Annotated in this window: 23 protein-coding genes; 3 read left to right on the top strand and 20 right to left on the bottom strand. The window is 41.0% G+C overall.

Translation table 11 applies throughout. The features are described from left to right. Positions 1–57 precede the first annotated feature (57 nt). The 3 genes from tkt to EKQ44_RS03625 all read right to left on the bottom strand — a co-directional run bounded on the left by tkt (position 58) and on the right by EKQ44_RS03625 (position 3,106). A complete protein-coding gene (gene tkt / locus EKQ44_RS03635) occupies positions 58–2,064 on the bottom strand; it encodes a transketolase (protein ID WP_237662183.1) in 2,007 nt (668 codons plus the stop codon). A 91-nt stretch (positions 2,065–2,155) separates the two neighbouring features. Beyond that, the gene (locus EKQ44_RS03630) at positions 2,156–2,386 is read right to left on the bottom strand and encodes a DUF896 domain-containing protein (protein WP_237662182.1); all 231 of its coding nucleotides are present in this window, start codon (positions 2,384–2,386) and stop codon (positions 2,156–2,158) included. Positions 2,387–2,431: 45 nt separating this feature from the next. Beyond that, a complete protein-coding gene (locus tag EKQ44_RS03625; protein ID WP_237662181.1) occupies positions 2,432–3,106 on the bottom strand; it encodes a YneB family resolvase-like protein in 675 nt (224 codons plus the stop codon). Between the two features lie 138 nt (positions 3,107–3,244). Here EKQ44_RS03625 and lexA point away from each other — a divergent pair, with 138 nt between their 5' ends. Beyond that, positions 3,245–3,856 carry a transcriptional repressor LexA gene (lexA, locus tag EKQ44_RS03620; protein ID WP_010193459.1) on the top strand — a complete coding sequence of 204 codons (612 nt, stop codon included), beginning with the start codon at positions 3,245–3,247 and terminating at the stop codon, positions 3,854–3,856. 60 nt (positions 3,857–3,916) lie between these two features. Here the strand turns inward: lexA and EKQ44_RS03615 are convergent, their stop codons facing one another. From EKQ44_RS03615 to hflX, 8 genes are all read right to left on the bottom strand, one after another. Beyond that, positions 3,917–4,540 (bottom strand): DUF421 domain-containing protein, encoded by a 624-nt coding sequence (locus tag EKQ44_RS03615; RefSeq protein ID WP_237662179.1) that lies wholly within the window; start codon positions 4,538–4,540, stop codon positions 3,917–3,919. Between the two features lie 78 nt (positions 4,541–4,618). Then, a complete protein-coding gene (locus tag EKQ44_RS03610; protein WP_414491240.1) occupies positions 4,619–5,572 on the bottom strand; it encodes a nucleoside hydrolase in 954 nt (317 codons plus the stop codon). A 77-nt stretch (positions 5,573–5,649) separates the two neighbouring features. Beyond that, entirely contained in the window at positions 5,650–5,883 is a 234-nt protein-coding gene (locus EKQ44_RS03605; RefSeq protein WP_237662175.1) for a phage holin, read from the bottom strand. Positions 5,884–5,902: 19 nt separating this feature from the next. Beyond that, positions 5,903–6,304: a hypothetical protein gene (locus tag EKQ44_RS03600; RefSeq protein ID WP_237662174.1), complete on the bottom strand. Its 402-nt coding sequence runs from the start codon at positions 6,302–6,304 to the stop codon at positions 5,903–5,905. Between the two features lie 122 nt (positions 6,305–6,426). Next, positions 6,427–7,761 carry a type I glutamate--ammonia ligase gene (gene glnA / locus EKQ44_RS03595; RefSeq protein WP_237662173.1) on the bottom strand — a complete coding sequence of 445 codons (1,335 nt, stop codon included), beginning with the start codon at positions 7,759–7,761 and terminating at the stop codon, positions 6,427–6,429. A 69-nt stretch (positions 7,762–7,830) separates the two neighbouring features. Continuing rightward, positions 7,831–8,232, bottom strand: a complete 402-nt coding sequence (locus EKQ44_RS03590; protein ID WP_237662171.1) for a MerR family transcriptional regulator — start codon at positions 8,230–8,232, stop codon at positions 7,831–7,833. An 875-nt stretch (positions 8,233–9,107) separates the two neighbouring features. Continuing rightward, positions 9,108–10,376 (bottom strand): methionine gamma-lyase family protein, encoded by a 1,269-nt coding sequence (locus EKQ44_RS03585; RefSeq protein ID WP_237662169.1) that lies wholly within the window; start codon positions 10,374–10,376, stop codon positions 9,108–9,110. 12 nt (positions 10,377–10,388) lie between these two features. Further along, positions 10,389–11,657 (bottom strand): GTPase HflX, encoded by a 1,269-nt coding sequence (hflX, locus tag EKQ44_RS03580; RefSeq protein WP_237662168.1) that lies wholly within the window; start codon positions 11,655–11,657, stop codon positions 10,389–10,391. 348 nt (positions 11,658–12,005) lie between these two features. Between hflX and EKQ44_RS03575 the strand changes: the two genes are divergently transcribed. Next, positions 12,006–12,614 carry a trimeric intracellular cation channel family protein gene (locus tag EKQ44_RS03575; protein WP_237662166.1) on the top strand — a complete coding sequence of 203 codons (609 nt, stop codon included), beginning with the start codon at positions 12,006–12,008 and terminating at the stop codon, positions 12,612–12,614. Here EKQ44_RS03575 and EKQ44_RS03570 read toward each other — a convergent pair. Both EKQ44_RS03570 and EKQ44_RS03565 read right to left on the bottom strand, forming a co-directional pair. Next, positions 12,611–13,135, bottom strand: a complete 525-nt coding sequence (locus EKQ44_RS03570; RefSeq protein WP_237662165.1) for a glycosyl-4,4'-diaponeurosporenoate acyltransferase CrtO family protein — start codon at positions 13,133–13,135, stop codon at positions 12,611–12,613. The genes EKQ44_RS03575 and EKQ44_RS03570 overlap by 4 nt on opposite strands. Positions 13,136–13,155: 20 nt before the next feature. Beyond that, on the bottom strand, positions 13,156–14,229 hold the full coding sequence (locus tag EKQ44_RS03565) for a glycosyltransferase family 2 protein (protein ID WP_237662164.1): 1,074 nt from the start codon (positions 14,227–14,229) through the stop codon (positions 13,156–13,158). Positions 14,230–14,366: 137 nt separating this feature from the next. Between EKQ44_RS03565 and EKQ44_RS03560 the strand changes: the two genes are divergently transcribed. After that, on the top strand, positions 14,367–15,872 hold the full coding sequence (locus EKQ44_RS03560; RefSeq protein ID WP_237662162.1) for a phytoene desaturase family protein: 1,506 nt from the start codon (positions 14,367–14,369) through the stop codon (positions 15,870–15,872). A gap of 123 nt (positions 15,873–15,995) precedes the next feature. Here EKQ44_RS03560 and spoVK read toward each other — a convergent pair whose 3' ends face one another. The 7 genes from spoVK to EKQ44_RS03525 all read right to left on the bottom strand — a co-directional run bounded on the left by spoVK (position 15,996) and on the right by EKQ44_RS03525 (position 24,703). After that, the gene (gene spoVK, locus EKQ44_RS03555) at positions 15,996–16,946 is read right to left on the bottom strand and encodes a stage V sporulation protein K (protein ID WP_237662553.1); all 951 of its coding nucleotides are present in this window, start codon (positions 16,944–16,946) and stop codon (positions 15,996–15,998) included. Positions 16,947–17,239: 293 nt separating this feature from the next. Continuing rightward, positions 17,240–17,467, bottom strand: coding sequence for an RNA chaperone Hfq (hfq, locus tag EKQ44_RS03550; protein ID WP_237662161.1), 228 nt, complete (start codon positions 17,465–17,467; stop codon positions 17,240–17,242). 30 nt (positions 17,468–17,497) lie between these two features. Next, on the bottom strand, positions 17,498–18,448 hold the full coding sequence (miaA, locus tag EKQ44_RS03545; RefSeq protein WP_237662552.1) for a tRNA (adenosine(37)-N6)-dimethylallyltransferase MiaA: 951 nt from the start codon (positions 18,446–18,448) through the stop codon (positions 17,498–17,500). A gap of 95 nt (positions 18,449–18,543) precedes the next feature. Further along, positions 18,544–20,448, bottom strand: coding sequence for a DNA mismatch repair endonuclease MutL (gene mutL, locus EKQ44_RS03540; RefSeq protein ID WP_237662159.1), 1,905 nt, complete (start codon positions 20,446–20,448; stop codon positions 18,544–18,546). Positions 20,449–20,465: 17 nt separating this feature from the next. Beyond that, on the bottom strand, positions 20,466–23,081 hold the full coding sequence (gene mutS / locus EKQ44_RS03535) for a DNA mismatch repair protein MutS (RefSeq protein WP_237662158.1): 2,616 nt from the start codon (positions 23,079–23,081) through the stop codon (positions 20,466–20,468). 123 nt (positions 23,082–23,204) lie between these two features. Beyond that, positions 23,205–23,747, bottom strand: a complete 543-nt coding sequence (cotE, locus tag EKQ44_RS03530) for an outer spore coat protein CotE (protein WP_237662156.1) — start codon at positions 23,745–23,747, stop codon at positions 23,205–23,207. A 521-nt stretch (positions 23,748–24,268) separates the two neighbouring features. Then, positions 24,269–24,703 carry a YlbF/YmcA family competence regulator gene (locus EKQ44_RS03525; RefSeq protein ID WP_237662154.1) on the bottom strand — a complete coding sequence of 145 codons (435 nt, stop codon included), beginning with the start codon at positions 24,701–24,703 and terminating at the stop codon, positions 24,269–24,271. Positions 24,704–24,705: the final 2 nt, after the last annotated feature.

The following is a 24,705-nucleotide window of genomic DNA, read 5'->3' as shown; positions in this document are numbered from 1 at the left end:
GAAAGTAAAAAAAAGAGAGCAATGCCGTGATAACACATTGCCCTCTTTCTATTTTTATTATTTATCAAGTAGTGCCTTCACTCTAGCAACTACATTTTCAGTAGTAAATCCGTATTCTTTCATAATGCGCTCACCAGGTGCTGAAGCTCCAAATCCGTTGATAGCCAGGATATCACCTTCATCTCCTGTATAGCGCTCCCACCCAAGTGGAGTTGCCATTTCAATACCTAAACGTTTTTTCACCTCTTTAGGCAATACAGCGTTTTTGTATTCTTGAGATTGCTGCTCAAAGCGATCCCATGACGGCATGCTGACAACAGAAACATGGATGCCATCTTGCTGTAATGCTTTTTGCGCCTCAATAGCAAGACCAACCTCAGATCCAGTTGCAAGGATAAGGGCATCTGCTACGTCTTTTCCAGCTTTGGAGATGACATAAGCACCTTTACGTACACCTTCTAGAGCTGTTTCATCCGTTCCTTTGATCGTTGGGAGATTTTGACGGGTCAATACAAGAGCCGTCGGTGTTTTCTCGGATTCCAGTGCAACTTTCCATGCAGCTGCCGTCTCGTTTCCATCCGCAGGACGAATGACACTTAGGTTAGGCATCGCACGTAGGGATGGAAGCTGTTCGATTGGCTCATGGGTAGGTCCATCTTCTCCAACAGCGATGGAGTCGTGTGTGAACACATATGTTACAGGCAGTTGTTGAAGAGCTGCCAATCGAATAGCTGGACGAAGATAATCAGAGAATACAAAGAATGTACCTCCATACACTTTCAGACCACCGTGTAGCGCCATACCGTTCATGGCTGCACCCATTCCAAATTCACGTACACCAAACCAGATATTGCGGCCACTGTAATCTTCAGCAGTGAAATCTGCTTCGTTTTTAATATTTGTCTTATTAGATCCAGCCAAGTCAGCAGATCCACCAAAGAAGTAAGGTACTTGTTTTGCAATTGCATTTAGAACTTCTCCAGAAGATGCACGGGAAGCCAAGCTTTTTCCTTCTTCATACACCGGAATTTCAGAATCCCAACCATCAGGAAGCTCACCTTTCATCGCTGCTTCTAGTTGTTTCCCAAGCTCAGGATACTTAGCTTTATACGCTTCAAACAATTCATTCCATTCACTTTCCGCTTTAGCACCTTTTTCAGCCACTGTTTCACGGAAATGTGTATATACTTCTTCTGGAACATGGAAGTCGTTCTCAAAAGTCCATTTGTATGCTTCTTTCGTAAGTTTCAACTCATCTGATCCAAGTGGAGCACCATGAACATCAGATTTCCCAGAACGATTTGGTGAACCATAACCAATAGTTGTTTTCACTTCGATCATTGTTGGGCGAGACAGATCACTCTGTGCTTCTTCCACTGCCGCTGTGATTTCCTCTAAGTTATTTCCATCTTCCACACGGATATACTGCCATCCATATCCTTTAAAACGCACTTCAATGCTTTCAGAGAAGGAACGATCTAAATCACCGTCAAGAGAAATATCATTGGAATCGTAAAGGACAATGAATCTGCCCAATTTAAGGTGGGATGCCAAGGAAGCTGCTTCTCCGGAAACACCCTCCATTAGGTCACCATCTCCACAAATGCTGTATGTAAAGTGATTTACCAATTCCATGCCTTCTTTGTTGTATGTAGCTGCAAGGTGGCGCTCTGCCATTGCCATACCAACACCCATTGCAATACCTTGCCCAAGTGGACCAGTTGTTGCGTCTACCCCAGGGGTATGTCCAACTTCAGGATGACCGGGAGTTTTGCTTCCCCACTGACGGAATTCTTTCAAATCCTCCATGGATACATCATATCCGCCTAGATGTAAAAGGCTATAAAGCAACATGGAACCATGACCAGCAGATAGTACGAATCGGTCTCTATTGAACCAATTTGGATTTTTAGGATTGTGATTCATGAACCTTGTCCATAAAGAGTATCCCATTGGCGCAGCGCCCATAGGCATACCTGGATGTCCAGAGTTTGCTTTTTCAATTGCATCGATAGATAGTGTACGAATTGTGTTAATGGAAAGTTGATCTATTTGTTGTGTCATCTTTTCCACCCTTTCTCTCTTATACTTATTTTTATTGGAAAAATTCTATTTTATCATAAATAGTATGTTCCAATGTTCTGAAAAAAAGCGTTTAATGCTTTAAATTCTTTTTTGTTTCTTTTAATTTGTCCGGTGTGACATCATTTCCTTCTGGATCCACAATCGTTACCCCTTGTAGAGTATTTTCCATTGAAGCCCGGAACGTCTTGATATACTCCTGGCGAAGCTGTTGTTGTTCAGCTGTTTCTTCCTTCGTGAGACCCTCGTTTTTGGCCTTTTTGGATAGTGCGTTAATTCTTGCGATTTTTTCTTTTGATAGCATAGAAAACTCCTTCTTTCTTCCTTGTGAAGATATGCTTTTATCTTACTAGAGCGTTTCTTTTTTTACAAGCAAACCGGTGTCGTTCCCTTCCATATACTCGCGGTATCGCCTGTTTACAGTTGCTTTGGATACTTCATACCCGAGCCCTCTTAATGTGGCAGCGATTTCATGAAAAGTCAGCTTGTTTTTTCGCAGCCTCACAATCTCTTCTATGGGTACATCAATTTTATCCCGTCCAGGGCTCATGTGTAGGTTTGTGAGGTTTTTGGTAGGATCATATCCACTTTTAACTGCCCGTTGCATGCCTCGTTTTATTTTTAGATTATGTAACTTTCTTTGGTATTCCTCTACAATGGCCACAATATCCATCACCATCGAATCAGAATCTGACAACCTCAATTCTCCATCGTCCGTTATCGAAAATATCTTTATTTTATGTTTTCGCAACCAATGTAAAAACGCGATTTTGGCATTCCCTCTACCGAGCCTCGTTTCATCTTGAATTAGCAACACCTCAACAGGCTCAGTTGAAATTAATTCGATTATTTGGAAAACCCCTTCACGATCCAAGTCATAGCCGCTCGCTTGTTCTTCGACTACTTGGATAACATTAATTCCTCGATTTGCCGCTAACGATACTAGTTCTTCCCTTTGGCGAGTAAGCGATGTTTCTTGTGTATCTTTTTTGGTACTCACACGACAATAAATGATTCCCTTCATGTATGATTTCCTCCACTATTCTTTTAAACTATTATTATCTAGCGAACATATATTCTTGTCAATAATTCGAACTTATGTTTGTATTTTTACTGAAAAGATGCTATACTAATACCAATATAAATGATAGAGGTGCGGAATATGAAACTATCAAAAAGACAACAGGACATATTGGATTACATAAAAAAGGAAGTCCAAGCAAAAGGGTATCCACCATCCGTCCGTGAGATTGGCGAAGCTGTTGGACTTGCTTCCAGCTCCACTGTTCACGGTCACCTTGCAAGACTTGAAAGTAAAGGACTCATTCGCAGAGACCCTACGAAACCAAGAGCCATTGAGATTATGGAAGATGAACTCGTACCGAAGATCTCAGCAGTCAATGTACCGATCATCGGTAAAGTAACTGCTGGACAACCGATTACAGCCATTGAAAATGTAGAGGACTACTTCCCACTTCCTGACCGCTATGTTGCACCGGACGAGCAGGTTTTCATGCTTGAAGTTATGGGAGACAGTATGATAGAAGCAGGGATCCTTGATGGGGACTACGTTATTGTTCGCCAACAACAGTCCGCTAACAACGGCGACATCGTAGTGGCAATGACAGAAGAGGATGAAGCTACTGTCAAACGTTTCTTTAAAGAAAAGGATTATATCCGATTACAGCCTGAAAACTCCACATTAGAACCAATCATTGTTCGCAATGTGAGTATTCTTGGTAAAGTGATTGGTGTGTATCGTAATATTCATTAAAAAAAGCCGACTCTCGGCTTTTTTATTTTCCACATTATTAGTTTTTTTAGAACTGTATGGTTAATCAAGTGTTTCACTAGGTCGTTCTTTTAGTTTATGTTTTCCATTTTTTACTTCGGTAAATAAATTCCCATTTTTCTCTTCATTTATTCGACTTGGTTTACTAGAAGGATCTATCATTATTTTTAAGAGCTGGATTTCTTGATAAAGGAGATTCCATTCCTTCTTTGTTATCGGCTTTGCTTGATCTGTTAATTCAAACCCTAATTGTCCGTTCGGTTCAAGTGTTGCCCACTTCACATCACTTATACTAGAGATACTATTTTGTCTCAGTTTCATCTCCAATTGATCAATGGTAAATCTTAATTTTTTCAATGTTTTTTCATTTAATTTTCCATTTTCTATTAATACTTTCGCCTTCCCCGTAATTAATTTCTCAAAAATGTCGGATTTAAGTTGTAAAAGTTCCATCATAACAAGCGTTACTACAAGTGTGATTCCCACTCCGAATGTAACCCAGATACTTTTCCCAGCTAAAGGTTGAATTAACAGGGAACCAATACCGATCATAATTACCACTTGAGCTAATGTCATTTGAGAAATGGATTTTCTTCCAGCTATTCTTAATAAAAAAGTACCAATGATCGTAATCAAAATCGCTTTCCATATCCAATTTAAATCCATTGCAGTGTCACCCCATTTACTCGCTATGCCTTTATAATTAACTTTTCACTGCAATTTATACAGCTGTAAATAAGGCAGCTAAGCGAGTTCTCCTCCTTCTCGCAAATTAATCCTTATAAAATCTTCAATAAAATGGTTATAATTAAAATCCATTGCTATATAATGCTCAAGTTCAGGTTCTTTATAGACCATCCTTAAGTCTGCTATACTTTGCCCTCTGCTTCCGTCCACAATCGCAATCCTTACGTCTCTCTTGATGGTATATGTTTTATCCTTATTTAATAGATAGTAAAGAGTGAATACATCATGCACTGGGGAACCATCTATACCTGGCATCACCTGGTCGTAGAATTTAGCATAATAATTAGTTACAGCTGGAATCAAATATTTGTAGGGGCTGCTCGTATGATTAAAAATGTATGTCGCAATATCCCTCGTCACTATCGCCCTGTTTGTTACATTAAGTGGGGTAATATATACTTTTTTGGCTTTGTTCAAAATAACCGAAGTTGCAATGGGATCTCCCCAAAAATTGGCCTCTGCTATATCTGTTACATTACCGGGAACCATGAATGCTCCACCCATGAGGTATACCTCCTTCACTTGCTCCATAAGTTCAGGTCGGAGGTTGTAGGCGAAAGCAAGGGTGGTTTGTCTCCCCACATCCACAATTACAATATCTTCAATATTCCTCTCAATAATCTCAAACATCAGTTCAAATGGACTAACATCAGCTTGAAAATCCTCTGGCGGCACTATCGGCCCTAACCCCTGTGGTCCGTGTATCTCAGGATAAAAGACTGTATGAATACCACTTAGCGGTTGGGAAGCTCCCCTTATTACCGGAATATCAGACCTTCCTGCCAGTTCCAATAGATAGGCAGCATTTCTTGTTGCATCGAACACAGAGACATTCCCATAACCTGTAACAATTCCCATCACATCTATTTCAGGATGAAGCAATGCATAGATTATCGCTAATGAGTCATCAATACCGGGATCTGCAAAAAGTAATACTTTCATGCTCCTCATCACTCCACTTAGTCATTTTGACTATCAAATGAAATAACAAAAAACCAAGGTGTTATCACCTCGGTCCCACATATACACTACTTCACTCTACTTCTGGCTTTTTCAGTCCAGTCATTGTCCTTCCACCATGCAATAATCGCAGCAACAGAAGTCCAGATTATACTAAATAATTGCTCCAACTGTGCCTCCGTAAAAGGTAACGGTGATTTCCCGTAAACGACCAACAATTGGTTAAGAAGAGCAAATGCCAGAAACACTATTCGGAACCATGCACCTTTTGAAACCGGTCTGATTTGTCTTTGTTCTGTCATTTTATATTCCCCCTCTCGATTATTTTGGCGTAAGCGGCTTAACTGATATAGCCAATGAAGAATTGGTAACCAAACAGCCTTCCAAGTCCTCTTCTTTAATAAGATTGAGCTGAATGGCAGCTTTGATTTTTGCATCATCTGGCTTTCTAACCGTCTTTATCAATTCATTCATGCTTAAAGCCTCAAGTTTATGGACCGTTTCATCAGAATATCTTTCGGAGATCCTGACCTGCCTTTGCAACTTGTATCCCCCCATGATAATTTCTGCTTTTTCATCCGTTCCAAAGCTTTTGTCAAAATAAAGATGAAATCGCTCTTTCAGCTCTTCCATCTGTTTCTCTATTTCTTTCTTTTGTTTATTGCACTCATAATACCTTTCAATCATTTCAGCGGTTATAGTAGAATGATTCACTTTTGCCATATTGCCACTCCCTTGTACACTTTCTACTAAAGCATATTTGATTTAAAAGGATATTATGACAGTACAGAAATCACAAAACATAAAAAACCTTCACACTAGTAAGTGCGAAGGTTTTGAAAATCTTAGTACTGAGTCAGGTATTGATCTCTCTCCCATGGGTGAACCTGGGTACGGAACATATCCCACTCGATTTCTTTTGCTTCAATGAAGTGCTCAAGTAAATGCTCACCTAGGGCAGCTTGGATAACTTCATTTGATTTTAATTCTTCAAGGGCAGCAGCAAGTGTTGCAGGAAGGTCTGCGATACCAGCAGCCACACGCTCTTCTTTGTTCATTACATAGATGTTACGGTCGATCGGTTTTGGTGCTTCCAATTTATTTTTGATGCCGTCAAGACCAGCTTGCAGTAATACAGCCATTGCAAGGTAAGGGTTGGCTGCAGGGTCTACACTACGAACCTCTACACGAGTGGAGATTCCGCGGGATGCCGGGATACGGATCAATGGGCTACGGTTACGAGCGGACCATGCAACATAACAAGGTGCTTCGTATCCTGGTACAAGACGCTTATAAGAGTTTACTGTAGGGTTTGTTACCGCTGTAAACGCTGTAGCATGCTTGATGATACCTGCGATGAAGTGTCTTGCGTTGTCACTCAATTCCAAATCGCCATTTTGATCGTAGAACGCATTCTCGCCATTTTGGAATAAGGAAAGGTTACAGTGCATACCTGAACCGTTCACTCCGAATAATGGTTTAGGCATGAATGTCGCATGTAAACCGTGCTTACGAGCAATCGTTTTTACAACAAGCTTGAACGTTTGGATATCATCGCAAGCTGTGATGGCATTTGCATATTTAAAATCAATTTCATGTTGCCCAGGAGCTACCTCATGGTGGGACGCTTCAATTTCAAAGCCCATTTCTTCTAGTTCAAGAACGATATCACGACGGCAATTTTCACCAAGGTCCGTTGGAGCTAAGTCAAAATATCCACCTTTATCGTTTAGTTCTAATGTAGGCTCGCCTTTTGCATCTAACTTGAATAGGAAGAACTCTGGCTCAGGACCAACATTGAAATCAGAGAATCCTAGGTCTTCCATTTCTTTTAGCATACGCTTTAGGTTAGCACGAGGATCGCCTTCAAATGGAGTTCCATCTGGATTGTAGATGTCGCAGATGAAGCGGGCAACTTTCCCTTTTTCAGAAGTCCATGGGAATACTACGAAAGTGTCAAGGTCAGGGTAAAGGTTCATATCGGATTCTTCGATACGTACGAAACCTTCAATGGATGATCCGTCAAACATCATTTTATTATCCAACGCTTTTTCTAATTGACTTACTGGGATCTCCACATTTTTGATTGTTCCCAAAATATCCGTAAATTGAAGACGGATGTACTTTACATTTTCCTCTTGCACAATGCGTTTAATATCCTCGTGTGTGTACTTAGCCATAAATAAGTTCCTCCTCGAAATTTTTACTATTATAGTTTTAATAAAAACTTACCAAAAAACTCAAAATAATTAATGGAAAAATCGGGACATGTCTCCTTGGCGAAGACTCGTTCGATTATATCTTCCAGCCTGCATCATTTCCGCACGTAACAGTTTTCGTAGCTGGTCATCTGAGAGCTCCGGTTTTGCAGCCTCTTTTGTCACTTCCTGCGTAGGGGAGGTCTGTTGTTGCTTGACTGCCATTAACTGTTTGATACCCGCGATATTGACTTTCTGTTCAATGAGGTTTTTGATCTCTAATAAGGTATCAACATCATTGAAGGAGAAAAGTCTGCGATTTCCATCTGAACGTGCTGGAAACACAAGCTCATTTTCTTCATAATACCGGATTTGTCGAGCTGACAATTCCGTTAGTTGCATGACAATTCCTATTGGAAATAAAGGCATTGAACGTCTGATATTGTCACTCACTACAAATCCTCCTTTCATCATTTCCTATGAAGTTACTCTTATTTTATGCGATGTTAGATAATCTGTCAAGATTATGTTAGGTTTTCTAACATCATTTTTATATAAGGCTATAATTCTAAGGAATAAGAATATGAAAAGCGGCTTGCGACAATTATGTATGAAGATTTTAATGTCCCTTTTATCTATAACCTGTTCCGCACATTTAAAAACATACCATTTAATCGGTCTTACTTAAGTTTGTTCTCGTAGAAACCGTGAGGACAATTTCAACCCAGAATCACATTCGAGATTGTTCTCATACATCCCATAATGACAATCTCATCTCAAAATCACATCCGAGATTGTTCTCATACATCCCTTAATGACAATCTCATCCCAAAATTACATTCGAGATTGTTCTCATACACCCCATAATGACAATCTCAAGCCAGAATCACACTCGAGATTGTTCTCATACATCCCTTAATGACAATCTCATCCCAAAATCACATTCGAGATTGTTCTCATAGACCCCATAATGACAATCTCAAGCCAGAATCACACTCGAGATTGTTCTCATACATCCCTTAATGACAATCTCATCCCAAAATCACATCCGAGATTGTTCTCATACACCCCATAATGACAATCTCAAGCCAGAATCACACTCGAGATTGTTCTCATGCATCCCATAATGACAATCTCATCCCAAAATCACACTCGAGATTCTTCTCATAGACCCCATAATAATAATCTCACCCCAGTATCACACCCAAGATTGTTCTCATCCCCTTCATGCCGCCCTCCTCGACTAAATATTCCGCTCAAAATTTCGTCTTCACCCCTCACTTGTCATAAAAAAAAGCCTGGGATCCCCCAGGCTCATAATAAAATTTTTATTTATCTAACAATCCCTTACTAATCAAATGATCTACTGCACTACAAACCGCAATCTTGACATGAGAATATGTCAGACCACCTTGTACATACGCAACATATGGTGCCCTGATTGGTCCATCAGCTGTCAGTTCAATACTAGCACCCTGGATAAATGTTCCCGCAGCCATGATGACATCATCTTCATATCCCGGCATGTAATTGGCATATGGTGTAACATGAGAATTGACAGGAGAAGCATATTGAATCGCCTGACAAAAGGCAATCATCTTATCTTTATCATCAAACTGTACAGATTGAATCAGATCAGTGCGTTGTGCATCCCAACTTGGGGAAGTATTCATCCCAAGCTCCTCCAACAATGCCGCGGTGAACATCGCACCTTTCAAGGCTTGTCCCACAACATGGGGAGCAAGGAAGAACCCTTGATACATTTCCTGTAGGCTATAAAGGCTCGCACCAGCCTCTGCACCAATGCCAGGGGAAGTCATCCGATAGGAACAGGCTTCCACCAACTCTTTTTTCCCTACGATATATCCGCCCGTTTTGGCAATGCCCCCACCAGGGTTTTTTATCAGTGATCCTGCCATCAGATCCGCTCCAACATGACAAGGCTCTGAAAGTTCTACAAATTCCCCATAGCAGTTATCTACAAACACTACTACGTCTGGTTTGATTTCCTTTACAAAACGGATCATTTCCTTTATCTCTTCTATTGTAAAGGATGGGCGAGTGGCATAGCCCTTTGAACGTTGTATGCCAATCATTTTGGTAGAAGGTGTGATGGCATTACTGACGCTCTCCCAATCTATTCCACGATTATTCTTTAAATCGATGGTCTTGTAGCCGATGTTGTACTCTTTTAGAGATCCCACACCACTGCCCCTTATTCCTACGATTTCTTCAAGGGTGTCGTATGGCTTGCCTGTTATATAAAGCAATTCATCTCCTGGACGTAACACTCCAAAGAGGGCGATGGAGATAGCATGAGTTCCCGAAATGATCTGTGGACGCACAAGTCCCGCTTCCCCGCCGAATACTTCTGCATAGATTTTCTCTAATGTATCTCGTCCGATGTCATCATATCCGTAACCCGTTGATGGAATGAAATGAGAATCACTTACTCGATTCCCCTGAAAGCTTTTTAATACTCTGAATTGATTCGTTTCTACATTTGCATCTACCTGTTGAAAGCTTTCTTGGAGCTTCTCTTCAACCTTACGTACAATTGGTTCAATGACTTCCCCATGCTGTAATAAATGGAACATTTGTATTCTCCTCTATTTCTTCATTCTTTGTTGAATCACGGAAGCCAATTTTGAATTATCAAAATAATAGCCTTCTACCGAATAACTTTCTTCCTCTTCTCTAAAGACCAAATTTTCCAAGACAGTTTCTTGCTTCAATTGCGCAATCATTTTTCCTTCTGATGAAGGGACAGCAATATGATAGGGATCCATTTGCCCTTTTATCATTGCTTCTAATTTGGCAGTCAACCTCTTTATGTCTTCCTTATCGAGTGCGCTTATATGCAATATCTCTTCATTATATGCTGGTGTAAACCCCTCGGTCGTTTGATCCTTTTTATTATAGATTGTTAATACCGGAACTCCTTCTACTCCTAGCTCCTTCAGCAGTTTATCCACCGTTTTCTCATGATTAACATGATCTGGACTTGAGCTGTCTACTACGTGTAGTATCAAATCCGCTTCTGTTACTTCCTCGAGTGTAGAGCGGAACGCCGCAACAAGGGAGGTCGGTAGGTCCTGAATGAATCCTACTGTATCCGTTAAAAGGGCGTGAAAGCCTGATGGCAGCATGATTTTTCTGGTTGTGGGATCAAGTGTGGCGAACAAGAGGTTTTCCTCAAAAGTCCCAGCTTCGGTCAAACGGTTGAAAATGGTCGATTTGCCCGCATTTGTATAACCGACAAGTGAAAGTTGAAAAGCTTGGTTACGCTTTCTACGCTCACGATAGCGTTCACGGTGACTGACGATGGAGGATAATTGTGTCTTGATATCCACAATTCTTCTATTGATATGCCTTCGATCCGACTCTAATTTTGTTTCACCCGGTCCTCTTGTTCCAATTCCTCCTCCTAGTCTGGACAGTTCCACACCCTTCCCACCAAGACGTGGCAGTAGGTATTGAAGCTGAGCAAGTTCCACTTGGAGTTTACCTTCTTTTGATTTAGCGCGCTGGGCGAAAATATCCAAAATTAACTGCGTGCGATCAATAATTCTGGCATTCAGCACTTTGGAAAGGTTTCTGTTTTGACTCGGCGCCAATTCCCCATTGAATATAATAATCTCAGGCTCCAACTCTTCTTCAAGCTGGATAAGTTCTTCTATCTTACCTTTACCTATATATGTAGCAGGGTGAACCCTTTCCCTTTTTTGTGTAAGCGTGACAAGAACTTCCCCATTGGCTGTCTTGGTGAGGGATGACAGTTCATCCATTGAATAAAAAAATGTTTGGTCATCATCTTTTGGCAGTTGGCAACCTACGAGAATGACCCGTTCTTTGTCTTTGTTTAATGTTTCGTTCAAATGCGTAACCCCTTTTTTATGTAGGCTATTTTCGTAAACTTTGTTGCTTTTACGTATTTTCAAGCCTACCGTTATGTTATATGCCTTACTGTCGTGCTCTTTTCTCTGCGATATTAATTAAGTGATGTGCATATTTAGAATAAATACGCAGTAAAAAGTCCAATTGCCGAATTTTCACTATTAAAAGAGCCTTTTTCTAAAATGAATGTAAAGTGGAACAAGTTCTTATCATCATATCAAAATATACGTTTTTTCTCTATTAAATCCTTTAAAACTATTGCATTCCTGCTGATTTCTATATAAAATCAGGTAGGCTTTTAATGTTTGACCTAGTAACGGAGTGATCGCATGACTTGGGAAGTTTTCAGCATTATCGGGACCATCGCATTCGCAATAAGTGGAGCGATAGTCGCTATGGAAGAAGAGTATGACATACTCGGTGTTTATATATTAGGGATTGTGACAGCCTTTGGCGGAGGAGCGGTGCGAAATCTTTTAATAGGGGTTCCTATCTCTGCACTTTGGGAACAAGGGATGCTCTTTCAGGTAGCCCTCGTCGCCATGACAGCCGTCTTCCTGTTTCCGAACAATCTACTAAAGCATTGGCGGAAGTGGGGCAACTTTTTTGATGCCATCGGTCTTGCTGCATTTGCCATCCAAGGGGCATTATACGCAACAAGCATGAACCACCCAATCAGTGCAGTAGTAGTCGCTGCAGTTCTGACAGGAAGTGGTGGCGGTATTATTCGCGACTTGCTTGCAGGCAGGAAACCACTTGTCTTGAGAGCAGAAATTTATGCAGCATGGGCGATCCTCGCGGGCCTTATCATCGCATTCGGTATTGCAAGTTCTCCAATCCATCTTTATATTTTATTTGTAGGAATTGTTACATTACGTGTATTATCGTACACCTATAAATGGAAATTGCCGAATAGAAGCTTGCAAACTCAAGCTTAAATATGTGTTGATTTTATGTCACCAAGCGACCGATCCTCAGGAGGTGTAACAGCCTCCTGTTTTTGTTTGCCGATTATTTTTAATAAACGATGCCTGTTATATCGTTGCAACAAAGCGAACGGCAAATTCACAAGAATTCCATAGCAAACCATCATCCAACCTACATGAACGGGATTCCAAAGAAAGAACAGCACCCCTGGAAGCATCACCATGACATGTGTCAGTTCCCCTCTTCTTGTTTCCACTACAAACAGGCGGAGATAGTCTCCGTTCTTGCTTTTTAAGCTTTTTTTCGAAAAACCGCTATTAAATATGCCTCCAGCCTCTGGAAGTCGATCTTTCCACTTTTTTATTTTAATTAGGCTGTATACGGTACTTTCCCATCTCCTTTCTATAAACCATGCATTCTCATGGGATATCCATTCTTTTGGTATTTTTAGAGCAAAGTAGGCGATCCCAAGCTGAATAAAGAGCCATGCCAAAATGTTCACTATCGTTCCTGTGAGTGTTCCCAGTTCCATCAACATCCTCCATCACGCTCCTATAAATCGATTTTCCTCCCTTTCCAAGAAACATTTCTTTTGAAAAAGGTCTGAAAACAGGAGTAAGCAAACAGTATAATAAAGAAAAGCAGGTGAAAAGGAAAAAGTAAAGCCGTTCCCCACCCAAACGTCCCAACAGGCGATAAGGTTCTTTTAATATGTAACGCTATTAGTATGTAAACCCCTATATACAGCTCCATCGGGAGGGATTGATAACTTGTCAGAAATGTTACTAATCCACCAATCCATAAAGAAATGAAAAGCAAATATATTATATTTGTTCTTGAAGCACCGGTTGCAAAGCTTTTACTCCAGCCTCTCCACAAATCGCGTATTCCTTCCGGGTACATTCTCATCTGGACTGCACCTAAACCACTGAAGCAACGAACTTTCCCTCCATGATTCTGAACGATGAAACCAAACGCCATGTTTTCCATCAACTCTCCTTGTATCGCCTCATGTCCACCGTATTTAAAATAATCCTGCCGGTGAATGAGCATACATTGCCCGAAGGCACCTTTAACTGGGATCCACTTTTGCAAAAGATGAAAAGCACCGAGAGACCCCATAATCACTAGATGAAAGAAGGAAGATAAACTTTCATATCTTTCTTTTATCATGTGGTACGGTTGAACTGAAATCACTTCCCCCATACCCTTGTAAGCAGCCAGCATATTTTCCAACCCATTTTCCATGATTACCGTGTCGGCATCCAGAAAAAGAAGGATATCCCCTTTAGCCTGCAATGCACCATTCCAGCAACCAAATGATTTACCAAACCAACCTGCCGGGAGTTCTTTCAATTTTAACACTCTCGCGCCAAAGTACTTCGCCACTTCCGAAGTGTTATCAATCGAGTGATCATCCACTACAAGAATTTCTTTTACTTTTTTACGATACGGTTGTAAGGACTTTAAAAGATGCGGGAGATTCCCCGCTTCATTTCTAGCAGGAATAATGATGGTCACTTTCTTCAAATGTTCTAGCTTACCATCTTGTACGCGGAAAGTAGGAATGTGAAAGAACAGGATTCTTCCCAGCAACAATGTCATCAACGTTATGAACAATATCATGTCAAATCCTCCAATAATTAATCAGTATAGTTATGAAAATGTAAAAAAAGGGCAAAATGGAAAATTGAAAACCCATTCCTATAAACTAATATTAAACAGTCTAGTCAAACAGCTAGGTTTTCATAAGGAGGAAAAAAATGAATAAGAAAGTAGTAGTAATAGGTGGTGGACTTGGTGGCCTATCTGCAGCCATCCGCCTTTCCGCAGACGGATATGAGGTAAAAGTGATTGAAAAGGGCGAGCGACTAGGAGGCAAACTGAATATTCGGTCCGGAAAAGGCTTTTCATTTGATACCGGTCCATCCATTTTGACGATGCCTTGGGTGTTAGAGCAATTATTTGCGAGCGCGAATCGCAACCTTCATGATTACATCACAATCGAGAGAGTCGAACCTCAGTGGAGAACTTTTTTTGAAGATGGTACGACGATCGATGTGACAAGCGACCTCCCTAAGATGCTTGAGCAGATCAGGGAACAATCTGCAAAAGATGCAAACGGATTTTTTGAATACCTGAACTATTGCAGCAGAATGTATGAATACAGCTTGAAGAGTTTTTATAAGAAGAGTTTATCAGGTTTATCAGAACTGCGTGCATTGCATAATCTTAAAGAACTTATTGGCATGGATCCAATGAAATCCATGGATCAGATTACAAAGAAGTACTTTGAAGACAAGCATTTTCAACAACTTTTCAATTTCATGATCATGTACATCGGCTCATCTCCCTACCACGCACCTGCCGTACTTTCCCAACTAACACATGTACAGCTAGGGCTTGGAATTTATTATGTGAAGGGCGGGATGTATAAAATTGCCGAAGCGATGCAGAAGCTCCTTGACGAGATGAAGGTAGAATATAAATTGAATGCATCGGTCCGCAAAATCCTCACTGAGGGACACAAAGCTACAGGAGTGCTGTTGGAAGATGGGGAGGAAATCGATGCCGATCTTGTTGTCTCCAATCTTGAAGCGATTCCTGCGTATAAAACCCTGTTGAAAGATGTTCCTATGGCTGAGAGTGCAGCAAACGATCTGGTGAAATATACTCCTACGGTCTCTGGCCTGGTCCTCTTACTTGGAGTGAACAGACAATATGAACAGTTGGCACATCATAACTTTTTCTTTTCCAGAGATCCTGAAGTGGAGTTTGACACCATATTCAACAAAGGACTGCCTGCAAAGGATCCAACGATCTATATAGGTGTTTCCTCTAAAACGGACTCTACTCAAGCACCTGAGGGTAAGGAGAATTTATTCGTTCTAACACATGTTCCTCCTTTGAAGGAAGGGGAAACATGGGAGGAATATAAAGATATATACCGTGAAAAAGTCCTTACCAAGTTGGAAAGAATGGGACTTGGCGGGTTAAAAGACTCCATAGAATTTGAATACTCCTTTACACCGAATGATTTACAAAATTTATATGGAGCTAACGGAGGATCCATATATGGAGTGGTGACAGACCGGAAAAAGAATGGCGGTTTCAAGATTCCGTGCCGCAGCAAAATTCTGAACAATCTATACTTCACTGGCGGATCCACCCACCCTGGCGGCGGCGTTCCGATGGTGACCCTGTCTGGGCAACTAACCGCAGATGCCATCAAAGAAGATTTCGAACAAATAGGCAAAAATATCGGATAATCAGAAAATAGCAGCCACCAGGCTGCTATTTCTATTAGAATTCTTTTCAGGCCGGCAATTGTACAGTAGGGGAAATATCACGGCAGAAAAAGCAACAAAGCTTATGAAAACAGTTATCTACCATTACCACTTTAATAATAGATCTCTGGCTTCAATTGTCAACAATTCATTTCTATCAAATCTGTCATGCATTAACAGCCGCATCGCCTGCGTTCTGATGGACTTTTCAAGCATGTTCCTAATATATCTGCCATTACTGAAGGTGGATGGCATCAACACACTTTTCATTTGATTCAGATGCTCCCTCAATTTCCATTCCGCCTCTTTGCTTAGTAGATATTCACGGTCCTTTAGCATTCGTTGGCAGATTTCCATTAACTCCTCCACGGTATAATCGGGGAAATCAACAATAATGGGAAAACGTGATATTAACCCCGGGTTGGTTCTCAAAAATTCCTCCATTTCCCGTTGATAGCCTGCAAGTATAAGGATAAATTCGTGCTGTTTATCCTCCATATGCTTTACAAGAGTATCAATGGCCTCCTTACCGAAATCCTTTTCCCCACCTCGGGCCAATGAATAGGCTTCATCCACAAATAATATTCCTCCAAGCGCTTTCTTAACTAGATCTCTCGTCTTTTGAGCGGTATGTCCAATATACTCTCCAACTAAATCCGCCCGCTCCGCTTCTATCAGATGGCCCTTTGAAAGCACATTCATGTCACAAAACAACTTACCAATCAATCTTGCCACTGTCGTTTTTCCTGTACCGGGATTTCCTTTGAACATCATATGAAGCACTTGTTTTTCTATTCTCAATCCAGCTTCTTCCCTTTTTTTGTTCACATAGATCCACGCATAGATTTCCTTTACCACTTTTTTCATTTCCTGGAGGCCGACCAGCTCCCCAAGCTCTCTTTCTATTTCTTGTAGAATTGTATGATTGGTGGGTGTATAGGGCTCTACCATTGTTTGTACATGAGTTACTTTTAAAGGTTTTTTCTGTCCATTCAATACAATATTTATTTTCCCGTTCTGATTTGTCATGGATTGATCCAAGAGCGTCCACCTCATTTCCGTACCAAAATCCGACATATCTCGATGCAATAAAGACACACTCTCTTTTTTTTAACTCTTTCTGTTCGTTTATTCGATTTTCTTTTACATGTTTCTTTTATTTTCAACAAACTATTGACAAACCTGTCATATTATGCGCTTTCCCGAGAAATAATTCCTTTTCCCGACCATTATTTTTCGAACAAAAACAAATGGAGAGAATTCCTCCATTTATTTACTAAATATATGTAGATAGAGGAGCTTTATGTTAATTTTGAATGCAAAAATAAAAAACCAGCCTTAGGCTGGTTTTATACTTCTGTTTCAATTTGAACATTCTTAGATGGAGAAAAAGTAGAGATGGCGTGTTTATAAATCAACTGTTGCTTCCCTTCTGTTTCCAGGAGCACAGTGAAATTATCAAACCCTTTAATTAAACCGCGAAGTTGAAATCCATTCAGCAAGAATACCGTTACACTTGTTCCATCTTTTCTTAATTGATTCAGAACTTGATCTTGGATATTAATCGATTGCTTCATCTTTTCGTCCTCCTCTTATCTCTATCTACCTTACTTATTCGCTTCAAGTTGAAGCTTTCCTGCAATAAACGTAAAAATTTGTGATAACTTTTGTTCAAAATCTCCATGCGTCATATCAAACCACGTAACATCCATTTTGTTTCGGAACCATGTGAGCTGGCGTTTGGCATACCTTCTTGAATTTTGCTTTAAATCTTCTATTGCCTGTTCTTTTGAAACTTTTCCATCAAAGAATGCATACAATTCCTTATACCCGATAGCTTGAATGGACTGACAATCACGCAAGCCCTTATCATAAAGATTTTGCACTTCTTCAAACAGGCCTTCTTCTACCATCATGTCCACTCTGAGATTGATCCGATCGTACAGTATTTCGCGTTCCATCGTAAGTCCCATAAGTGCAACATCATATAATGGCTCAGGCTGCTGGGTTTCTTGATATTCAGACATCGTTTTCCCTGTTGTATAAAAGATTTCCAGTGCACGAATGACCCGTCGCACATTATTAGGATGGATATTCGCAGCACTTTTAGGATCGATTTCCGAAAGCTCGGCATGGAGCTTTTCGAAACCAACCTCTCTACTTCTCTTCTCAAGACCTTTTCGAACTTCTTCGTTCTTGCCACTTTCGGAAAATTGGTAGTCAAATAAAACGGATTGGATATAAAGACCCGTCCCGCCAACAATAATGGGAAGATGCCCCCTTGAGGCAATCTCGGCGATTCGATGACGGACATCTTGTTGGAATTCAGCTACGGAATAGGCGTCAGTTGGTTCCTTGATATCTATCAAGTAATGAGGAATTCCTTGCATTTCCTCCTTCCTCACCTTAGCGGTACCAATATCCATACCCTTATATATCTGCATGGAATCCCCGCTGATGATTTCTCCGTTTAATGCCTTTGCCAATTCCAGACTCGTTTTGGTCTTCCCGACTGCTGTCGGTCCGATGATTACGATAATTTTCTGTTTCTCTCCCAACACTCACTCACTCTCTCACTAAATCTTTATCACAAGATATCATTATACCCATTTACATACGGGCTCAACCTTGTTGATAAAAAACTTTTTTGTTTTTACATTACCCGTTTAAACATCTTTTCCAGCTCATAAGACGAAAAATGAATGAGAATCGGTCTTCCATGCGGGCAAGTAAAAGGATTCTCAGCCTCTCTTAATGTATTTAATAAAGCGGAGATCTCATCTTGTCTCAAATAGTGATTCGCTTTGATGGCAGCTTTACAGCTCATCATAATGGCCGCTTCCTCTCGCAAAACAGCGAGGTTTATTCTTCTTTTGTCTTTAACAAGGCTTATCATTTCATCAATGGTTTCCCTCTCTTCGCCTTTAGGGAACCAAACCGGATGTGCTTTTACAATGAAAGTCTGATGGCCAAACGGCTCAAGCCATATGCCGACTTCCTCGAAAACTTTCATATTTTCTTCCAAGAAAAGATACTCCTCCAAGGAACATTCAATGGTTAAAGGAACGAGAAGTTCCTGCAGGTTTCTCTCTTCCCTTCCGAGTTTTTGATAAAAGTATTCATAATTGATCCGTTCTTGTGCGGCATGCTGGTCAATTAAATACAAGCCATTCTCATTCTGAGCCACAATATAGGTCCCGTGCATCTGTCCAATTGGATAGAGAGCAGGAATCCTCGGCTCTATCTTAGAGGTATACTCCCTTATGCGATCTTCCACTCCCTCATTAAAAGAAGGGTTAGCATCCTCTTCTTCATTTTCCGCGGAAACATCAGATGCAGTGGGTAAGAATGACTCTTTTTCCACATCAGTCTTAAGCGGAGCAGAAGGATCATTCAGCACTGTTGCGTTTTCTTCGTTTTCCCTTTCTTGTTCAAAAAGAGTGGGTTTTTCCTCTCTGACAGGGAAAGTCATATCAGATGGACGACTCTGCTCCAAATGAAATGATTCCTGGGTAGGCTTCACTTCCGTAGTGTAAGTGGCTTGTTTTCTCGGCATATTGGATGGTATCAATTGCTTATGCTGAAATTCTCCCTTGACGCCATCTGCAATAAGTCGGTATAGTTCATCTTCCTTGCTGAGCCTGACTTCGAGCTTGGCTGGGTGGACATTGACATCGACTAAAAGTGGGTCCATATCCACTTCCAAATAAACAATAGGATACCTTCCTATTGGAAGAAGGGTGTGATACCCCTCCTGGATCGCCCTGACCACAGTATAGTTCTTGACATACCGACCATTTATAATAGTGGAAATGTAGTTCTTGGAAGCTCTTGTCACTTCCGGCAATGCGATATATCCCTTGACTTGAAAGTCCAATGATTCAAAACGGATCGGGACCATTTTCTTGGCAATGTTCATCCCGTAAATTGCAGCAAGAACATGCAAACTATCTCCACTTCCGTTTGTGGCCAACATCCTTTTCCCGTTATGGCTAAGGCGGAAGGAAATAGATGGGTGCGCCAAAGCAAGCCGGTTCACCATATCAGAAATATTTCCAAGTTCGGTATGGATGGTTTTCATATACTTTAGACGTGCAGGAGTATTGAAAAAAAGATGCTGGACCACAATGTCTGTTCCTTTTCTGCTGCTGGAAAGCTCATGCTTTTCGAGCACTCCACCTTTGAAGCTCAGGTGTGTGCCTGGACCATCCCCTGTGCTTGTTGTGATGTCAAACAGAGAAACAGACGCGATACTCGGCAGCGCTTCTCCCCTGAATCCCAATGTTCTGATACGGAATAGGTCATTTTCATTCTTTATTTTACTTGTTGCATGACGTTGAAAGGCTGTCAGACAATCGTCCTGCTCAATTCCATCGCCATTATCCAAAACGCGGATTTTTGTTAGTCCTGCTTCTTCCAGTTCAATCTCGATAATGGAGGAATTGGCATCTATCGCGTTTTCCACCAGCTCTTTTACAACAGAAGCAGGCCGTTCTACTACTTCACCTGCTGCTATTTTATTGGCCAAACTTTCATCTAACTGAACAATTTTCCCCATTCTATTTCCTCCTTCCTCTACGATTTCGATTTCAACAGTTTTTGAATTTCATATAATTTGTTCAGTGCATCCAATGGCGTTGTATCCAGTAATTCCATCTTTTTAAGCTTCTCAAGAGCTAGTTTCTCTCCCTTGGATTTTCTTTCGATCTGCTTTTCATCATTATCTATGTCAAAGAAGGAAAGCTGGGCAAGGGGATCTTGTTCTTTTAGTTCTACAGCCTCTTGTGCCGAAGCAACTTCTTTTAGATCCACTTTAGGTTGACTCTCCAGCTTTTCCAAAATACATTGCGCTCTAAGAATCAACTCTTTCGGCAGTTCAGCTAATTCTGCTACATGAATTCCGTAACTCTTATCAGCTGGTCCTTCTTTCATCTTATGCAAAAACACGACTTTTCCATTTTGTTCTACGACACTGACATGAATGTTCTTTAACTTGTCAAGTTCCCTATCTAACGAGGTCAGCTCATGATAATGTGTAGAAAATAGCGTTTTTGCCCCGATCTTATCATGGATATATTCTATAAGGGCTTGCGCGAGTGCCATCCCATCATAAGTGGAAGTACCACGCCCTATTTCATCAAAAAGAATCAGGCTGTTCTGCGTTGCATATACAATGGCATTTCTTGCTTCAAGCATTTCAACCATAAATGTACTTTGACCAGAGATTAAATCATCTGCAGCACCTATTCTCGTAAATATCTGATCAAAAATCGGCAAAGACGCTTCCTTTGCCGGAACAAAGCAGCCTATCTGAGCAAGAATAGCCGTCAAAGCCACTTGGCGCATATACGTACTTTTACCGGACATGTTAGGCCCTGTGATAAGTAACATTTCACTTTCCTTATCCATCCACGTATCATTTGGTACATACTCATTGGCGTCCATCACTTTTTCCACGACAGGGTGGCGTCCCTCCGTGATATACACTTTTCTTTCCTCATTGAAAGTAGGCCTCGTGTAGTATCTTTCCTCACTGATCGTGGCAAAACATTGCAATACATCTAGTTCACTGACCGCTTTCGCAAGTTTCTGCAACCTAGGGATAAAGGCCTTTACTTCTTCGCGTAGTTGAAGGAACAGCTCGTATTCCAAGGCGACAATCTTTTCTTCTGCCTCTAGGATTAAGGTTTCTTTTTCTTTTAACTCTTCTGTAATATAACGCTCTGCATTAGCAAGCGTCTGTTTTCTTTCATACCGGCCTTCCGGCAGAGAAGAAATATTCGCTTTTGTTATTTCAATATAATAACCAAAAATTCGGTTATATCCTATTTTCAAAGAGCGAATCCCCGTCAAGTCCCGTTCCCTTTTCTCGAGCTCCGCTATCCAGGTCTTCCCATTCCGTCTGGCATCCCTGTATTTATCAAGCTCATCATGATACCCGTCTTTCATCATGTTGCCCTCTTTGACCGATATAGATGGCTGTTCGATAAGACTTTCATGCAGTAGCGTCGTCAACTCTACGCACTCATCCATATTGTCTAAAATGCTTGCAGGGTCTATTGGCAGTTTTTCCACAAGTGTTTTCAAATGAGGAATCTGGGAAAGTGATTTACGTAATTGTACAAGGTCCCGTGCATTCACATTACCAAATGCGACTCTCCCTGCTAATCTCTCAAGATCATATACTTCTTTCAACAAGTCCCTTATCTCTTGTCTTGTAAAATACTCCTGTATGAGTGTTTCCACCATTTGATGACGCTGTTCGATTTTTGCCGGATTAATTAAAGGCCTGTCCACCCATTGCTTTAACAACCTGCCTCCCATGGCGGTAACAGTCTGGTCCAACAGCCAGAGCAAAGAGCCTTTTTTTCCTTTGGAGCGGATGGTTTCCGTCAACTCTAGATTCCGTTTGGAGAAAAGATCTATCTTCATCGATTGGTCCAACTCAAAGAATCTAGCGGGCTGAAGATGGTCCAGACTGCGCTTCTGGGTCTTTTTTAGATAGTGCAACAGCCTGCCCACTGTGATTAATAGCTTTTCTTGTTCTATGTTATCTACAATAAGTTGAAATTCAGGCGAAATATCCACCGCTTCCTCCTTGGAGCAGGTGACAATCATTCTTTCCTTTATCAGCTGTAATACATCCATGGGGAATTGCTCCGAAACAACAATTTCCTTTGCACCAATGGAATACACTTCATTCACCAGCTGCTGAAGAGGACCGGAAATGATCGTCGTATGTATTTCACCTGTGGAAAGGTCGGCATATGCCAAGCCAAAAGTTTCGTCCTCGAAATGAGTGACAGAAGTCAAAAAATTGTTCTGTTTATCAGAAAGACCTTTTGTTTCCATAACCGTTCCCGGAGTTATTAATTGGACCACTTCTCTTTTTACGACCCCTTTTGTCTGTTTCGGGTCCTCGACCTGTTCACATATAGCCACTTTGTAGCCTTTTTCTATCAATTGATCTATATAATTAGGTGCCGAATGGTAGGGAACACCGCACATCGGTATTCTTTCTTTTCCTCCACCATCCCGGCTTGTTAATGTAATTTCAAGTACTTGGGATGCTTTGGTTGCATCCTCAAAAAACATCTCATAAAAGTCGCCTAGGCGAAAAAATAAAAAGGCATCTTGATAGTCTGCCTTCACTCGTAAATATTGCTGTATCATAGGCGTATAAGAAGCCATCAAAAATCCCCCAACTATTGTTTTTTGCTGCTTTATTATATCATATTTTGTCGGGTTGAGGTGAGAAGGGAAAACCTGCGCATAAGAAAAAACCAGGAAGCATTACCGCTTCCCGGTTTTGTTCTATTCCTCGTATCCGTCGACGATGAAGTCTGGGTTGAGATCTTCAAACTCATCTTCATCATCTACATCCCAGTCCGTATCGTCCGCTAATGTGTCTGGATGCACTTCTACCGTCACTTTCGTTTCCCCGATAACTTCTGTCAGGAACTCTCTCTCTACCTGTACATTGATTTTAGCGCCAGAATCATCAATACTGGCTTCTAAACAATTTGGTTGCTGTAGGACGCGTGCGATTACTTCGTGGTCATCGCCTAAACTGTTGTCATCTTTATATTTCAGTTTAACAACATCCTTATAGGAAACTGTTTCTGTCACTACTTCCGTTTTCGTATTTTCACTGTAAGAGAACCAAACGTTTAGGTCATAGCGACCTATCACTTCTACTGTATCATCCACTTTGTTCGCATCATACGTATGATTAATGACCCAGCATCCTAGAATGCTCGTAGGACGATGCGAGGGACTTATCGTATGTTTGGATTGCGTAAACTTTCTACCCTTGCCAGTTACTGCTCTTGTGATAATTTCTCTGTATTCAGACATGCGAGCATACACCCTCCTCATTACAATCTTCATTTCATCCTATGCGGTTTAAATGACAATTGTGTTTTCCTTGAATCTAAAACGGAACAAGATGATTTCTAACACATTAACGTATAGTTCATTGTATGCAAGCTTTTCTGGATATGTGCCTATTTTTTGAAAAAATCAAGACGAAGCAGTAACGGGCTATTGAATTTAGAGCAAAAAAAACCGGGCAGAACCGCCCGGTTTTTTACAGAATAATAACTTTAGTTGTTTGGTTAACTCCGCTGTTGCTTTCCGCAAATGGCTGCGCTTTCCGCGGGGCGACCTTGAGCCTCCTCGGCAAGCCTGCGGGGTCTCAAGATTGTCGCTACTCCCCCGAGAGGCCCAGCAACGAAGTGAGGAGGCTCACGGACCGCCCGCAGGCAAGGAAGCGCCTGGATCGGAAATCAACCGTATTATACACTATCTTATAAAAACAGTATGGATACTTCATCCATACTGTTTGACTATGGGCAAACTCTCGTTTCGTTAAGGAATTATGAGCAACTTCCGCCATATGTGGTGTTTTTTACGTAAGACCCCGTTTCACCACGAAGAACGTCTCCACCAGTCGCAACGATGATTTCATCTGTCACAGTTTTGGAGATGTAGGAAGAAACCAATTGAAGAAGGTCATTCACATTCGTTTGGGAAGTTTTGAATTCTTGTACAATTGGAATCTCATCCAATTCTGCTAAAAGTGCATCCAACTTCGCTTCTGTTTTCTTTAATGCTTCTGTCTTTCCGTAGTGTTGAAAGTTTACTGCTTGCTTCTGTAAGCTTTTCACACTTGCAACCATTTCTTTAATTTTCTGATTCTCATTGATCTGTTCTTCTGCACGCTTGAAGTACTCCACCTCTTCTGTGTCTGCAATCATTTGTGCCAGTTCTTTTGCTCTTTCTACTATGTCTGCTCTTGTATATTTCGCCATTT

It is taken from the genome of Sutcliffiella horikoshii (assembly GCF_021991925.1).
Taxonomy (GTDB): domain Bacteria; phylum Bacillota; class Bacilli; order Bacillales; family Bacillaceae_I; genus Sutcliffiella_A; species Sutcliffiella_A horikoshii_F.
Note: the sequence above shows the minus strand (reverse complement) of the source record. Positions and strands in the feature narration are given on the sequence as shown.

What these genes read in the sequence shown, in the direction of transcription:
- EKQ44_RS03585 (WP_237662169.1), bottom strand. Translation starts at nt 10,376, where the DNA reads ATGTTCCATTTATTACAGCATGGGGAAGTCATTGAACCAATTGTACGT.
- EKQ44_RS03615 (WP_237662179.1), bottom strand. Translation starts at nt 4,540, where the DNA reads ATGGATTTAAATTGGATATGGAAAGCGATTTTGATTACGATCATTGGT.
- spoVK (WP_237662553.1), bottom strand. Translation starts at nt 16,946, where the DNA reads ATGAGGTGGACGCTCTTGGATCAATCCATGACAAATCAGAACGGGAAA.
- EKQ44_RS03525 (WP_237662154.1), bottom strand. Translation starts at nt 24,703, where the DNA reads ATGGCGAAATATACAAGAGCAGACATAGTAGAAAGAGCAAAAGAACTG.
- EKQ44_RS03570 (WP_237662165.1), bottom strand. Translation starts at nt 13,135, where the DNA reads ATGGAACTGGGAACACTCACAGGAACGATAGTGAACATTTTGGCATGG.
- mutL (WP_237662159.1), bottom strand. Translation starts at nt 20,448, where the DNA reads ATGGGGAAAATTGTTCAGTTAGATGAAAGTTTGGCCAATAAAATAGCA.
- EKQ44_RS03575 (WP_237662166.1), top strand. Translation starts at nt 12,006, where the DNA reads ATGACTTGGGAAGTTTTCAGCATTATCGGGACCATCGCATTCGCAATA.
- EKQ44_RS03560 (WP_237662162.1), top strand. Translation starts at nt 14,367, where the DNA reads ATGAATAAGAAAGTAGTAGTAATAGGTGGTGGACTTGGTGGCCTATCT.
- hfq (WP_237662161.1), bottom strand. Translation starts at nt 17,467, where the DNA reads ATGAAGCAATCGATTAATATCCAAGATCAAGTTCTGAATCAATTAAGA.
- EKQ44_RS03565 (WP_237662164.1), bottom strand. Translation starts at nt 14,229, where the DNA reads ATGATATTGTTCATAACGTTGATGACATTGTTGCTGGGAAGAATCCTG.
- EKQ44_RS03605 (WP_237662175.1), bottom strand. Translation starts at nt 5,883, where the DNA reads ATGACAGAACAAAGACAAATCAGACCGGTTTCAAAAGGTGCATGGTTC.
- glnA (WP_237662173.1), bottom strand. Translation starts at nt 7,761, where the DNA reads ATGGCTAAGTACACACACGAGGATATTAAACGCATTGTGCAAGAGGAA.
- tkt (WP_237662183.1), bottom strand. Translation starts at nt 2,064, where the DNA reads ATGACACAACAAATAGATCAACTTTCCATTAACACAATTCGTACACTA.
- lexA (WP_010193459.1), top strand. Translation starts at nt 3,245, where the DNA reads ATGAAACTATCAAAAAGACAACAGGACATATTGGATTACATAAAAAAG.
- mutS (WP_237662158.1), bottom strand. Translation starts at nt 23,081, where the DNA reads ATGGCTTCTTATACGCCTATGATACAGCAATATTTACGAGTGAAGGCA.
- EKQ44_RS03610 (WP_414491240.1), bottom strand. Translation starts at nt 5,572, where the DNA reads ATGAGGAGCATGAAAGTATTACTTTTTGCAGATCCCGGTATTGATGAC.
- EKQ44_RS03600 (WP_237662174.1), bottom strand. Translation starts at nt 6,304, where the DNA reads ATGGCAAAAGTGAATCATTCTACTATAACCGCTGAAATGATTGAAAGG.
- cotE (WP_237662156.1), bottom strand. Translation starts at nt 23,747, where the DNA reads ATGTCTGAATACAGAGAAATTATCACAAGAGCAGTAACTGGCAAGGGT.
- EKQ44_RS03625 (WP_237662181.1), bottom strand. Translation starts at nt 3,106, where the DNA reads ATGAAGGGAATCATTTATTGTCGTGTGAGTACCAAAAAAGATACACAA.
- EKQ44_RS03630 (WP_237662182.1), bottom strand. Translation starts at nt 2,386, where the DNA reads ATGCTATCAAAAGAAAAAATCGCAAGAATTAACGCACTATCCAAAAAG.